The organism is Candidatus Coatesbacteria bacterium (genome assembly GCA_014728225.1).
Lineage (GTDB): Bacteria > RBG-13-66-14 > RBG-13-66-14 > RBG-13-66-14 > RBG-13-66-14 > WJLX01.
This window is the reverse complement of record WJLX01000100.1, coordinates 1-12,920: the sequence shown is the minus strand read 5'-3', so window position 1 is coordinate 12,920 and position 12,920 is coordinate 1. Positions and strand designations below refer to the sequence as shown.

Below are 12,920 nucleotides of genomic sequence, written 5' to 3'. Positions count from 1 at the left end.
GATACCGCGCCGGCGGTTGTTTTCGACGGGCGTCGGCCCCGCTCCGGGTAATCCGAGGTGACCCAGCCATGCGCTGTCCCTTCTGCGGTCAGGACGACGACAGGGTGATCGACACCCGTTCGAGCCGGGGTGGTCAGAGCATCCGTCGGCGGCGCGAGTGTCTGGCCTGCGGACGGCGCTTCACCACCTACGAGACCGTCGAGGAGCCGGAGCTGTTGGTCATCAAGCGCGACGGCGGTCGCGAGTCCTTCGACCGGGACAAGGTCCTGGCCGGCGTGGTCAAGGCCTGCGAGAAGCGTCCCGTTTCCCGGGAGCGCATCGAGGAGCTGGTGGCGCGCCTGGAGACGGAGTTGCGCAACCGGCTGGCCACGGAGGTCGCCAGCCGGGAGATCGGCGAGTGGCTGATGGACGAGCTGGCCGAACTCGACGAGGTGGCCTACGTGCGTTTCGCCAGCGTCTACCGACAGTTCACCGACAGCGCCCAGTTCGCCGAGGAGCTGCGTCGTCTGACCCAGACCCGACGTCGTCGGGCCCGTCGCAGCGGTACGAAGAAGAAAGAGCAAGGTGAGGGTCCGCCCCTGTTCGAACTCGACGACCGCCCGCCCCGCCGATGAGAAGCCCTTCCCTCATCCGCCGTCTCGGCGCCAACACCGGACTGGTGCTGGGTTCGGAGATGCTGCGCAAGCTGCTGGCCCTGGCGCTGCAGTTGATCGCCGTGCGCTTCTTCGGCGACGCGGGTTACGGCCGCTACACCTTCGCCCTGGGGTTCGTCGGCCTGTGGGTGCTGGGCAACGACTTCGGTCTGGCCGAGCTGACCGTGCGCGAGGTGGCCCGGGAGGGGCGCCGCGCCGCCGGTTACCTCGTCGACGTTCTCTGCCTCAAGCTGATCCTCGGAGCGGCGACCCTGGGGGCGTTGGCTCTGGTCGGCGGCTCGACTCAGCCCGGCGAGCTGTACATGATCGTCTGGGCCGGTTTGGGAGCGGTGATCTTCGCCGGCAGCCGCGAGGCGGCCCTGGGAGTTGTCAAGGGCCGCCAGGACTTCCGCCTGCTGTTCATCATCAACCTGGTGGGCGACGCCCTGACCCTCGGTCTGGGTTACCTGGCCGTGCTGCTGCGGACGGGACCCGAGGGTCTGATAACGGCCACGGCGGCCGCCGGCGCCGTCAGCGCCCTGGTGAGCCTGGTCTGGGCGGCGCGACGCTACGGCATCGTTAAGCCCCGGCCCCGGCGTTGGCTGTCGCTGTTGCGCCGCGGCCTGCCCTTCGCTCTGGCCAGCCTGTTCATCGTTCTTTACAAGCTGGTCGATATCACCATGCTCAAGTACATGGTCGGCGATGATCGGGTGGTGGGGTGGTACGGCGCGGCGGTCCGGCTCTACAACGTCCTGCTCTTCCTGCCGACGGCGCTGTCGGCGGCCCTGTTCCCGGCGCTGAGCGAGCTGTCCGGGGACAAGGCCCGGTTGACCCGGACCACTTCGGCGGCCGTGCGCTTGTTGACCGCCGTCGCCCTGCCCGTGGCGGCCCTGTTCGCCTTCCACGCCGAGCCGATCGCCGCGGCGGCCCTCGGCGAGGGTTACGGTTCGGCCGCCGACGCCCTGCGGATCCTCGGCCTGGCGCTGCCCTTCGTCTTCGCCGGCTATCCCTTGGCCGTTCTGCTCAAATCAGCCGGCGGCGAGAAGGCGTTTGCCTGGATCTCCCTGGGCGGCGGGTTGTTCAACGTTTTGGCCAACCTCTACGCCATCCCGCGCTGGGAGCACGTCGGCGCCGCCTGGACGACCCTGATCACCGAGATTCTGGTCCTCGTGGCCTTTGTCATCGCCGCCCGTCGGTATCTCGAAGACCCCGAGTTGCGCCGTCCCCTGGGCGGCACCCTTTTGTCCGGAGCCCTCTACGCTCTGGCCTGCGGCTTCCTGCCCCTGCTGTGGGCCCTAGCCAGTCTGCCCCTGTATCTCGTCGCCCTCTATCTCAGCGGCGCCGTCGGCCGCAGCGACCTCGAGCGCCTGCGCGCCGGTCTGCGCCGCGGCGATCCGGCCGCCGACAACCCCTCCGAGGAGTAGCCATGCTGGTCGCCACCATCGTCGGCGCCCGCCCCCAATTCATCAAGGCCGCCACGGTCTCCCGCCAACTTGCCGCCCGGGAAATCGCTGAACTGCTGATCCATACCGGTCAGCACTACGACCTGCAGCTCTCCGACGTCTTCTTCAACGAGCTGGGGCTGCCCGAACCGCAGTACAATCTGGCCATCGGCAGCGCCGGTCACGGTCGCCAGACCGGACAGATGCTGATCGCCCTCGAGGAGGTCCTGCTACAGCACGAACCCGACGTGGTCGTCGTCTACGGCGACACCAACTCGACCCTGGCCGGAGCCCTGGCGGCGGTCAAACTCAAGCTGCCCCTCGTCCATGTCGAGGCCGGGATGCGCTCCAGCGATCGCAGTATGCCCGAGGAGATCAACCGCGTGGCCACCGACCACATCAGCAACCTGCTGCTCTGCGCCACCCAGACCGCCGTCGAGAACCTCAAACAAGAGGGCCTGAGCGCCGGCGTCCACCTGACCGGCGACGTGATGTGCGATCTGCTGCTGTGGGCCGAGCCCCGTTTCCGCCCCTTGCAGCCCGCCCTGCTGGAGCGTCTGGGCCTGCGCGACAGGGAGTACGTCGCCGCCACCGTCCACCGTCCACGCAACACCGACAACGCCGAGCGGTTGACCACGATTCTGGACGCCCTCCGCCAACTGGACGAGCCCGTCGTGCTGCCTCTGCATCCGCGTACGCGGCAACGGCTGAGCGATCTGGGCAAACTCGACGATTATCAGAGCATCCTCACCGAACCCCTGGGCTACCTGGAGATGCAGGCCCTGCTCGCCGGGGCGCGCCTGCTGGTCACCGACTCCGGCGGACTGCAGAAGGAGGCCTACCTCCACCGGACCCCCTGCCTGACCGTCATGCCCCAGACCGAGTGGCTGGAAACCGTCGAGGTCGGCTGGAACCGGCTGGTCGCCCCCTGGGAGCTGGTCGGGATGCTGGAAGGCTTCGCCCCGCCCGCCGAGCACCCGCCCCTGTTCGGCGATGGTCGGGCCTCGGCCAAGGTGGCCGACATCCTCGAGCGCTTCGGCCACGCCCAGGCCGGCGACCGTTGACCAATTTAGCTTAAGCGAATATACTTGACGGGGCCTCGTAGTTCCGGGGCGTGGACGGGGCCGACGCTTGTAGTGTTCATTGCGACGAACCAACCACAACGAGGTAAGCCACGATGTCAGAGCAGATGTACGAGCTGGCCATCATCGGCGGCGGCCCCGCCGGTCACACCGCCGCGATCTACGCCAAGCGCGGCGGGGTGAACTTCGTCATCTTCAACGACGGCCTGGCCGGGGGTCAGATCGCCACCACGGCGACCCTGGAGAACTACCCCGGCGTCGTCGGTCCGATCGCCGGCGTCGAGTTTTCACAATTGCTGGACAAGCAGGCCGAACAGATCGGCTTCGAGGTCGAACCCTCACGGATCGAGAAGATCCGTGAGGAGAACGATCACTTCATGATGATCGACGATTTCGACGACACCTGGCGGGCCAAGGCCATCCTGCTGGCCACGGGGGCCCACTACCGACCCTTCCCGCTGAAGGAAACGCCCCAGTATCACGGCCGGGGCCTGTCCTATTGCGCCACCTGCGACGGCAATTTCTTCCGTGACCAGGAGGTCGCCGTCGTCGGCGGCGGTGACACCGCCCTCGAGGACGCCCTTTACCTGTCGCGCATCTGCAAGAAGGTCTACCTGGTGCACCGCCGGTTGGAGTTCCGCGGCCAGCCGGTGCTGCAGTGGCAGGTCCGCGGCGTGGAGAACATCGAGCTGGTGATGCCCTACACCCCGCAGCGCATCTTGGGCGAGGAGGGCGTCGAGGGTCTGGTGGTCAAGCACAAGAAGAGCGGTGAAGAGCGCCGGCTACAGGTTACCGGCATCTTCTCGGCCCTGGGCCTGCTGCCCAACAACGAGCTGGTCGAGGGAATGGTCGAGATGACGGACTACGGCTACGTCAAGGTCGATCAGCGGATGCGCACCAGCCACCCGCGGATCTTCGCCGCCGGCGACGTCGTCGATTCGCCGCTGCGCCAGATCGCCGTCGCCGTCGGTCAGGCGGCCATCGCCACGGAGACGGCCCGCTGCTGGATCAACGAGAACTGCGCCATCGAGATGGACAAACGATGAGGCGACTTGCACCGCTGATCCCGGCCCTCGGCGCCGTCCTGCTGGCCGGCTGCCGCCCGACGGTCGATCCCGAGGCCTGGGAGGCCCTGCCTTACGACGCCACCGAGGTCCGGGTGCTGCTGGCCGCCGACGCCGAGCAACTGATGGTGGCCTTCCCCGACGGCGGCCGACTCCTCGAGCCCGGCGGTGAGACCCTCTACCGGGTTCCGGCGGGTTGGGAGCTGGTCTTCTGGCTCGACACCGCCGGCAACCTCGTCGTCAACGGTGAGCTGCTGAGCGGATCCGCCGTGGTCCTCGCGGGCGACGCCCGGTCCGGCGAGCCGCCGCCGCGCCTGGTTCACGACAACGTCGGCTACCGCCCGGCCCTGAGCGTCGAGCGCACGCCGACGGGCCTGCGGCTGGTCAACGCCCTGGACGTCGAGGACTACCTGCGCGGTGTGCTGCCCGCCGAGGTCTACGTCGACTGGCCCGCCGCGGCCCTCGAGGCCCAGGCCGTGGTCAGCCGCTCCTACGCCCTGGCCCGGGCCTGGGCGAAACCGTCGGCCCCCTGGCACCTGCGCGCCGACACCGCCAGCCAGGTCTACGGCGGATTGGACCGCGAGGACGACCGCACCTCGGCCGCCGTCACCACCACGGAGAACCTGGTCGTGCTTCACGAGGAAGAGCTGGTGACGGCCTTCTTCAGCGCCTGCTGCGGCGGTCACACCGCCGCCGTCGACGACGCCTGGCCCGGTTCGCCCCGGCAGCCCTGGTTGACGGGCGTCGAGTGCCCCTGGTGCGCCGACTCGCCCCACGCCGCCTGGGAGCTGCGCCTGGAGTTCCCCGAGCTCTCCCGCCTCCTCGTCGACCACGGCTACTGCTCCGCGCCCTTGAGCGGCCTGCAGCCGCTGACCAACCCGCGCACCGGTCGGGTGCGGGCCCTCGAGTTCGTCACCGTAGCCGACGAGAGCTTCAGCGTTCCGGGGAACGAGCTGCGCCGCCTCCTCGGTTACTCCCGGCTCAAGAGCACCCGTTTCGAGTTGTTCGACATCGACGAGAGCGGTCTGAGCCTGCGCGGTTCGGGCTACGGCCACGGCGTGGGCCTCTGCCAGTGGGGCGCCCGGGGGATGGCCGCCGCCGAGCGGACCGCGGCGGAGATCATCGAGTTCTACTTCCCCGGCTGCCGCGTCGCCGATTATCGCGAGCTCGAACCCCCGCCGAGCTAGGGGGGACCGGAATGAGTACCCGCTGGAACGACGAAAGCACCCTGGACGAGCTGCGCCGGCGGTTGGAGTCCTCCGACCTGATCCCCAGTCAGCGGCCCCTGCTCGAGGAGTTGGCGGCCAGACTGGTGCTGCTCGCCGCCGGGTACGGCTCCCCCGACGCCGTCGCCGCCGCCGAACCCGCAACCCTGCACGCCGCCGTCGTGGAGGCCAACGCCGACTCCCGCTTCTACCGGGGTAAAGTCGGACTGCGCGACATCCGCCGCCTGGTCGCCGCCGCCGCCTACCTCGCCGACTGAGAGAGCGTCCATGAAACGCCTGACCGCCCTGTTGCTTCTCCTGGCGAGCCTGCCGGCCCTCGGCCTCTTCGAGGAGCTGGAGTTCACCTTCCACCCCGAGGTCAGCGTCTACGAGGCCTGGGACCCGCAACGCGGATGCCGCGTCTTTTACCTGGCCCAGGAGGACGTCTACCTGCTCTGGTACCCCGCCGGCGACGAGGTCTACCTGGTCGAGGACGAGGAGACCTTCATCTACCTGGGTCGGGGTGCCCGACTCGGTGCGCTGGCCCACAGCGAAATGCTCAGCGACCAGAACGCCCCCGCCCCCGCCGGAACGGCGGAGCCCGTCGCGCCCGACGAGGGCGGCGCCGACTTCGCCGAGCTGCTGCGCGCCCGCGGCTGGCCGCTTGGCGAAGTTACCCCCGCCGAGTTGGGCGACGCCGCGTCCTCCGACGATTGACGAGCCCCATGCTCCACGAGGACAGCTTCAGTTGCGAGACCCCCGGCGACGGCGCCGTCGTCGATCTGTCGGCCGAGCTGGCCGGGTTCCTCGCCGCGGCTCCCGTCGCTGACGGCCTGTGCTGCATCGCCGTCAGCGGCTCCACCTGCGCCGTGACCACCATCGAATACGAGCCCGGCCTGGTCCGCGATCTGGGCGAGCTGCTGCAGCGCCTGGTCCCCCGGGGGCCCGACTACCACCACGACGCCCGCTGGGGCGACGGCAACGGTTTCTCCCACCTGCGGGCGGCCCTCGTCGGGCCCTCGATCACCTTCGCCGTCGTCGAAGGAAAACCCCGACTGGGCACCTGGCAGCAGCCGGTGCTGCTGGACTTCGACAACCGCCCCCGTCGCCGCGAGGTCAGCTTCTCCATCGTCGGCGACCAGGCCCCGGAACGAAACCGCTGACCCCGCCGCCTCGAACCAAGTGATCCGCAGCGGCGACTGTCCCCAGTCGCCCGTTTTTCATCCCGGCTGGAAAAGCTCAAACAACCCGCGGCGGACTGTACCGGGAACCGCCGCCGGTCCGTCGTCAATGCTGAAACAGTGCCGGCCCGGCGGGCGGGCTCAACTACGTTCACCGGAGCCGGGCTGCTTATGTGAACGCCTTCACTTGAGCCCCGCCGGACCCTGTGCTAAACTCCCGGCGAAGCTGAACTCAAGCCTGCGTGTCTTACCGTCACCAGCCCCGCTGCGGGAACGACCGGAGGTTACCGTCATTCTGCGCAAGAAGCTCCTGCCCATCCTGATTGCCGCCGCCCTCGGCGTCGCGGCCTACTTCCTGCCCCTCGAGGGCCTCTCCGAGGCCGGCTCCGCCGCCCTGGCCATCTTCATGATCGCCGCCGTCCTCTGGATCACCGAGGCCGTCCCCCTCTACGTCACCTCCCTGATCATCGTCGTGCTGGAATGCGTCTGGCTGGTCGGCAGCGCCGGACCCGGCGGCGAGATCATCACCGACTACAAGCAGTTCCTCCACCCCTTCTTCTCCAGCGTGGTGGCGCTGTTTCTGGGCGGCTTCATCCTGGCCCGGGCCGTCCACAAGTACCGCATCGACGAACGCATCGCCAAGGCCATCCTCGACCGCGTCGGCACCAACCCGCGGATCGTTCTGCTGGCGATGATGATCACCACCGCCTTCTTCTCGATGTGGATGAGCAACACCGCCACCACGGCGCTGATGATCACCGTCGCCCTGCCCGTGCTCAAGGAGACCGAGAAGGGCGACCCCTTCCGCAAGGCGCTGATGCTGGGTATCCCCTTCGCCGCCAACATCGGCGGGATGGGCACCCCCATCGGCACCCCGCCCAACGCCATCGCCATCGGCGGCCTGCAGGAGGCCGGCTTCTCCATCGGCTTCGGCCAGTGGATGGGCTTCGCCGTACCGATCCTGATCGTCGCCCTGATCGTCACCTGGCTGCTGCTGGGCCTGTTCTTCAAGCCCAAAACCCGGCACTTCAAGGTCGACATCGAGATCAAGCGCAAGATGGGCCCCAAGGGCCGCTTCATCCTCTACGTCCTCGTCGGCACCGTGATCGCCTGGCTGGCCCAGCCGCTGTGGAAGGATGTCCTGCCCGGCTTCACCACCTCGATCATCGCCCTGATCCCCGGCGTGCTCTTCCTGGCCACCGGTATCCTCGACAAGGACGACTTCAACTCCCTGGGCTGGAACATCCTCTTCATCATGGGCGGCGGGCTGTCCCTGGGCGTGGCCCTCAGCCAAAGCGGCCTCAACTCCTACCTCGTCGGGTTGATCAGCCTCGAGGGCCTGCCCTTCCTGCTGATCCTGGTCGTCTTCGGCCTGCTGGCCGCCACCATGACCACCTTCATCTCCAACACCGCTACGGCCAGCCTGTTGATCCCCATCGTTGTCGGCTTCACCGGCATGGGCTACGAGATGCTGGCCTTCGTCGCCCCCCTGGCGGTGATGGTCGCCCTCTCCAGCTCGGCCTCGATGGTCCTGCCCATCTCCACCCCGCCCAACGCCATCGCCTACGGCTCCGGCGAGGTCAAGGTCAAGGACATGGCCAAGTCCGGCCTGGTGATCACCCTGGTCTGCATCGTGATCATCCTGGCCTTCAAGTTCCTCATCGGTCTGATCCTGGCCTAGGACTGCGACGAGCACGACCGGTCTGTCAAGCCCGGCCTGCGGTTGTTCGAGTAGAACGGTTGAAATGGGGGAGGACCCGCGGGTCCTCCCTTCTTTTCACCGGGCCGATCAGGTCTCCCGGTCCGGAGTTGACCGGTCAACGGCCCTTACGCCGGCGAAGCGGTATGCGCCGCCCCGCTTGTCAATCTCCAGCCGCCGGGGTATCATAGGTGTGATTCAGACAAACCAGGAGGCAAAGATGGAACGCGCCACCCCGATGATCTGCCCCGAGTGCGGTTCGAAGAAGACGGTCACCTTCCTGTACACCGAGCCCGCCGCCCCGCCGCGGATGTTCATCCGCTGCGCCGAGTGCGCCGAGTTCCTGGCCCGCATCACCGTGGCCAAATACTCCAGCTTCGAGAGCTTCGAATCGGTGTTGCACAACCTGTCCTTCGCCCAGAGCCGCTCCTTCGGCAGCGCCCGGGAGCTGGACAGCATGATCGAGCGCTTCGACGATGATGTGCGCGCCAACTACGACAAGGCCCACCGCGTCTTGAGCGAGCACCCCACCATGCCCGTGCCCCAGTGACGGGACCGCTCCCCTCAAGGAGAAACGATGCCCTACGACATCGCCGCCCAGTTGACCGTGGCCTACTTCGACAAGCACTCCTCCTCCGGCGACACCCCCGAGGACTACCTCGAGGTTTACCGCAAGTTCCTGGCCGAGATCAGCGTCATCCTCGACGAGCACGGGTTCCTTTCCGAGGATTGAACCGCTTATGCGCCGTCCGGACTCGACGAACCGCGAGGGCGCTAATTCCAGCATATGGCGCTTGACATTAGGCTGAATTTAACCTAGCATTTCCGTAGGTTATACGCTCCAAAAAGTGAAATTGTGGAGGACGATTACCACGCCTACGGGGTGGTTTCGGCGGCGGGCCAATAGCAAAAACCGAATCGCGTTTCCCACAAGCCCCAGCCGCTGCGAAGCCGCCCGCAACGAACAGCAACGAACAGCAACGAACTGCAACGATAGCATCGGTTGACAACGCCGGCGGGCGGAGCCCTGCGCGCCTCGAGCGCACCACGGCTCCGGAGCCTCCAGCCCGCCCCTGCCCCGGACGGTAGCGAATGCACGTATCCACCCGCAGCGAGTACGGCTGTCGCGCAATGCTCGAGCTCTCCCGCAACTACGGCCATGGCCGCCTCTCCGCCGACGAGATCTCCAGCCGCCAGCAGATCCCCGAACGCTACCTCGAGCAGATCCTGCTCTCCCTGCGCCGGGCCGGATTCATCCACAGCCGCCGCGGCCCCGGCGGCGGTTACAGCCTGGTCAAGGAGCCCGGCGACGTCTTCATCGCCGATGTCATCCGCACCCTCGACGGCCACCTGGCCCCCGTGGCCTGCGCCAGCAAAACCGCCTACCGCTCCTGCAGCCGCGAGGGCAAGTGCGGTCTGCGCTGGCTCTGGCTCGCCGTCCGTGACGACCTGGCCCAGCGTCTGGAAAGCACCTCCTTCGCCGACCTGCTGACCCACCAGGCCTGACCCGCAAACTGCCGGAATTTGTCAGCCTTTTACTATACACTATGTGGAGAGGGTCCTCTCTCCACTTTTTTCGTACACCAAACCCGACTGTGGCCGTAGTCACATCAGCGGTTTCCACTCCCGGCTTTCGTCCGGCAGGTCCGGTCCGATCCCCGGTCATAGGACGGTCCGTCCGGCGTATCCGTCCCCCCGAGCCCGACGGTGTCCGTTGCCTCTCTGTCTCACCTCCGGTATCCCGGACCATGCAGCGCTGCCTGAATAAGGCCGCCTAGCCGCGCAGAGGGCGGATAGAGGACAGCGAGAGCAAGGTCCCGGCTTGTCTTTGTTACCTGGAGAACTGTTCCTGACTTGCTGGTATTGAACGGTTTAGCGACGTTTTCGCCATTCAGGCTCTGCCCATCGGGAAGAAGAGTGCATGACCCGCTGGCTTCGAACTACCATTCTCAGCGGTTAGTTATGGTTATGCAGAGGTTCGTTATCGTTAAGTAGTCCCGTAACACCTGGTTGCCAAACCACAGGGCCCGCTCCGAGCCATGTGCTGATTATCACATTACCCTTGACTAGCCGTCCCCCCAGCCTTTACCATTAAGATAAGACCTTGAACAAGAACCTCCCACCCCGGCCGAACCAGCGATTAGGTCGCTTCGATCAAGCCGCGTAACCCGGCCGTCCCGGCGAGCCGCGCACACCGCCGATGCCCAAGCTGACCCTGACACAGGACAAACTCGCCCTGGGTGATCAGACCCTGGGGGTTCGTCTGATCCAGCTTTGTGACACCGGCGAGGTCGCCGACTACGAGCTGGTGCCCGAAGAACCCCTGCAGCCCCGCTGGCGCGTATTCAAGCGCGGTCTGGCCAAGCTGGGCTTTACCAGGGATCGACGCCACCCGCGCTACGATCGCTTCAATCTCGGCTCTATCCAGGTTTCCCTGACCCACGACGGCCGGCTGATCATCCGCCACGTCTCACCGCCCGGCAGCGACCGCGCCCTGGCCGTCGCCGCCCTGTTCCTCCTCGCCGAGGGGGCGGGCTGACGCTCCCGGGGTGAGCGCCGCAGGGTGGCCCTTCGACCGGTCGAGTTCCACCCTCCCGCAATAATCGATGCTACGTCGTCATCATCAAACCGCTCCTCCCCGGGACGACCGAACGGCACGGCAAGCCGGATTCCGGTGGCGTCGAGCGGTAACTGACCGGCAGGCTCCTCAACCGGCGAAGAAACCAGATCCACCTGTTCGGCTTTCCGCCGAACCGGCGAGGCGACCTCGACCGCCGAAACCGAGGTAACCGATGGCCCTGAGCGGTAAACTCACCGAAATCCCCCTCTTCGAACTCCTCGAGGTCCTCGTCCGACACCGTCGCTCCGGGCACCTCAGGCTGCGCATTCCCGCCACGGAGCGGGACGGCGGCGACGACGACGATTACATCCATACCGATTTCATCCTCAAGCGCGGCCGGCTGATCCATGCCGAGAGCCAGGCCGACCGCCGACCCCTGGGCGCCCTCCTCGTCGAGCGCGGCCTGTTGACCGACGACCAGTTGACCGCCGACCTCGTCGACTTCAACGAGCGCGACGACTACGAACACTTCGGTGAATACCTCGTCGGCGAAGGCCTGCTGGGCTCCGAGGAGGTCACCGACATCCTGGCCGATCAGTTGGCCGGCCTCGTCTACCGCGCCGCCACCGAACCCGAAGGCGACTACAACTACCAACTCGCCTTCACCCCGCCCGACCCCACCGCCCTGGTGATCAACATCGGTCTCGACGAGCTGATCATCCGCGGCCTGGTCCACAACGAGAACCTGCCCAACATCAAGGACCGCTTCTGGAGCTTCCGCCAGGTTCCCAGCCTGACGCAAAGCGCCGGCGAGCTCTACGAGATGGAGCTGCCCGACAGCTACTGGACCTTCCTCTCCCTGGTCAACGGCCGCCGCAACCTCGAGGAGATGGTCCTCGCCGGTCGGCTGGGCTATCTCGAGATGGTCCGCATCGCCATCGACCTGGTCGGCCGGGGCCACCTCGACCTGCGCACCCGACCCCTGCCCGCCAAGATGCTCAAGACGCCGATGATCAAAGCCCCCGAGCTGTCCCCGGAAACCGTCAAGCTGATCCGCGAGGTGCTCCACCGGGAGGACGATGAGGGGTAAGCCGGTTACCATCCTTATCCTGGCCGACCAGCCGGAGATGGCGCTGGGGCTGCTGGAATCCTTCCGGCCCAACACCGGCCGCATCTCCGAACTGACCACGATCTACGGCTTCCTCGGCCGCTTCTATTCCGTCGGCGGCGGCGACCTCGAACTGGTGGCCGCCCCCACCAACTCCGACCTGCCCTCCCTCTTCGACCTGCTGACCAGCGGCGTCGCCGGCTATATCGTCGTCGTCGACTGCGCCCAACCCGAAAGCATCGCCAACGTCCGCGCCGGCCTCGACTTCTGGGAGCTGATCAGCGCCTCGCCCCGCATCGTCGCCCTGCTCAACCACAACGCCGCCGACGCCCTCGACCGGCTGACCATCCGCCAGCAACTCCGCCTGTCCTCTACCGACCAGCTCGTCCCCCTGCCCGACGCCCAGCTCCGCCCCGCCATCCTCCAGCTCCTCAAGCTGATCCTCAACCGCCAGAGCGTTACCGACTGAACTACACCCAGCGCCGGCGCGCTTGTTGCCCGCGGTCGTCAACCGACGACCGCGGGTTGCAAGAAGCGTGCCGGCGCGGCCCGCTGTGGCAAGCGGCTTTGCCGTCGGCCGCGGTGGCGAGCGTGGGGTGCGGGCGTGTCTGCGTCTGCACGCACAAGAGCCTGCTCCCGCACTTCGGTTACCCGTCGCAACCGTTGAAGCACACAAAGCGGCGAAATTCGGCAGATTCCACAGTAAAAATATCCACTCAACGTGACTCTGGTGTATGATATCCCGCCTGATTATTCACCCCATTTCCGGTGGCCAATGCCGCTTAATTGACATATCCTATCGGTTTCTGTTTTATTCGTGGGCGAACGCAACATCGGCCCGGTTCCTGCGGAGGCCGTATGGAGAATTTCTGGCTCTACATCGCGGTGGGCTTTGTCGCCCAGTTCATCAACACCAGCCTGGGGATGGCCTTCGGGGTAACCTCGAA

At 66.7% G+C, this 12,920-nt stretch carries 15 protein-coding genes; all 15 read left to right on the top strand.

Going from position 1 to position 12,920, the window contains the following annotated elements; genetic code table 11:
- Positions 1-68: 68 nt before the first annotated feature.
- Complete coding sequence (gene nrdR, locus GF399_06915; protein MBD3400047.1) at positions 69-614, top strand: transcriptional repressor NrdR; 546 nt, start codon at positions 69-71, stop codon at positions 612-614.
- Positions 611-2,056: an oligosaccharide flippase family protein gene (locus GF399_06910; protein ID MBD3400046.1), complete on the top strand. Its 1,446-nt coding sequence runs from the start codon at positions 611-613 to the stop codon at positions 2,054-2,056. The genes nrdR and GF399_06910 overlap by 4 nt, the downstream gene beginning before the upstream one ends.
- Before the next feature lie 2 nt (positions 2,057-2,058).
- On the top strand, positions 2,059-3,138 hold the full coding sequence (locus GF399_06905; protein ID MBD3400045.1) for a UDP-N-acetylglucosamine 2-epimerase (non-hydrolyzing): 1,080 nt from the start codon (positions 2,059-2,061) through the stop codon (positions 3,136-3,138).
- 113 nt (positions 3,139-3,251) lie between these two features.
- Positions 3,252-4,202, top strand: a complete 951-nt coding sequence (locus GF399_06900; GenBank protein ID MBD3400044.1) for a thioredoxin-disulfide reductase — start codon at positions 3,252-3,254, stop codon at positions 4,200-4,202.
- Positions 4,199-5,407 (top strand): SpoIID/LytB domain-containing protein, encoded by a 1,209-nt coding sequence (locus tag GF399_06895; protein MBD3400043.1) that lies wholly within the window; start codon positions 4,199-4,201, stop codon positions 5,405-5,407. Before GF399_06900 ends, GF399_06895 begins: the two co-directional genes overlap by 4 nt.
- Positions 5,408-5,418: 11 nt before the next feature.
- A complete protein-coding gene (locus GF399_06890; protein MBD3400042.1) occupies positions 5,419-5,703 on the top strand; it encodes a hypothetical protein in 285 nt (94 codons plus the stop codon).
- Positions 5,704-5,713: 10 nt separating this feature from the next.
- The gene (locus tag GF399_06885; GenBank protein MBD3400041.1) at positions 5,714-6,142 is read left to right on the top strand and encodes a hypothetical protein; all 429 of its coding nucleotides are present in this window, start codon (positions 5,714-5,716) and stop codon (positions 6,140-6,142) included.
- Positions 6,143-6,150: 8 nt separating this feature from the next.
- Entirely contained in the window at positions 6,151-6,588 is a 438-nt protein-coding gene (locus GF399_06880) for a YjbQ family protein (GenBank protein ID MBD3400040.1), read from the top strand.
- 127 nt (positions 6,589-6,715) lie between these two features.
- Positions 6,716-8,287 (top strand): DASS family sodium-coupled anion symporter, encoded by a 1,572-nt coding sequence (locus GF399_06875; protein MBD3400039.1) that lies wholly within the window; start codon positions 6,716-6,718, stop codon positions 8,285-8,287.
- A gap of 238 nt (positions 8,288-8,525) precedes the next feature.
- Positions 8,526-8,855: a hypothetical protein gene (locus GF399_06870; protein MBD3400038.1), complete on the top strand. Its 330-nt coding sequence runs from the start codon at positions 8,526-8,528 to the stop codon at positions 8,853-8,855.
- Between the two features lie 27 nt (positions 8,856-8,882).
- Positions 8,883-9,038 (top strand): hypothetical protein, encoded by a 156-nt coding sequence (locus GF399_06865; GenBank protein MBD3400037.1) that lies wholly within the window; start codon positions 8,883-8,885, stop codon positions 9,036-9,038.
- A gap of 359 nt (positions 9,039-9,397) precedes the next feature.
- On the top strand, positions 9,398-9,811 hold the full coding sequence (locus GF399_06860) for an Rrf2 family transcriptional regulator (GenBank protein MBD3400036.1): 414 nt from the start codon (positions 9,398-9,400) through the stop codon (positions 9,809-9,811).
- Between the two features lie 694 nt (positions 9,812-10,505).
- On the top strand, positions 10,506-10,844 hold the full coding sequence (locus tag GF399_06855; protein ID MBD3400035.1) for a hypothetical protein: 339 nt from the start codon (positions 10,506-10,508) through the stop codon (positions 10,842-10,844).
- A gap of 253 nt (positions 10,845-11,097) precedes the next feature.
- On the top strand, positions 11,098-11,955 hold the full coding sequence (locus GF399_06850) for a DUF4388 domain-containing protein (protein MBD3400034.1): 858 nt from the start codon (positions 11,098-11,100) through the stop codon (positions 11,953-11,955).
- A complete protein-coding gene (locus tag GF399_06845; GenBank protein MBD3400033.1) occupies positions 11,945-12,442 on the top strand; it encodes a hypothetical protein in 498 nt (165 codons plus the stop codon). The genes GF399_06850 and GF399_06845 overlap by 11 nt, the downstream gene beginning before the upstream one ends.
- Positions 12,443-12,920 lie beyond the last annotated feature (478 nt).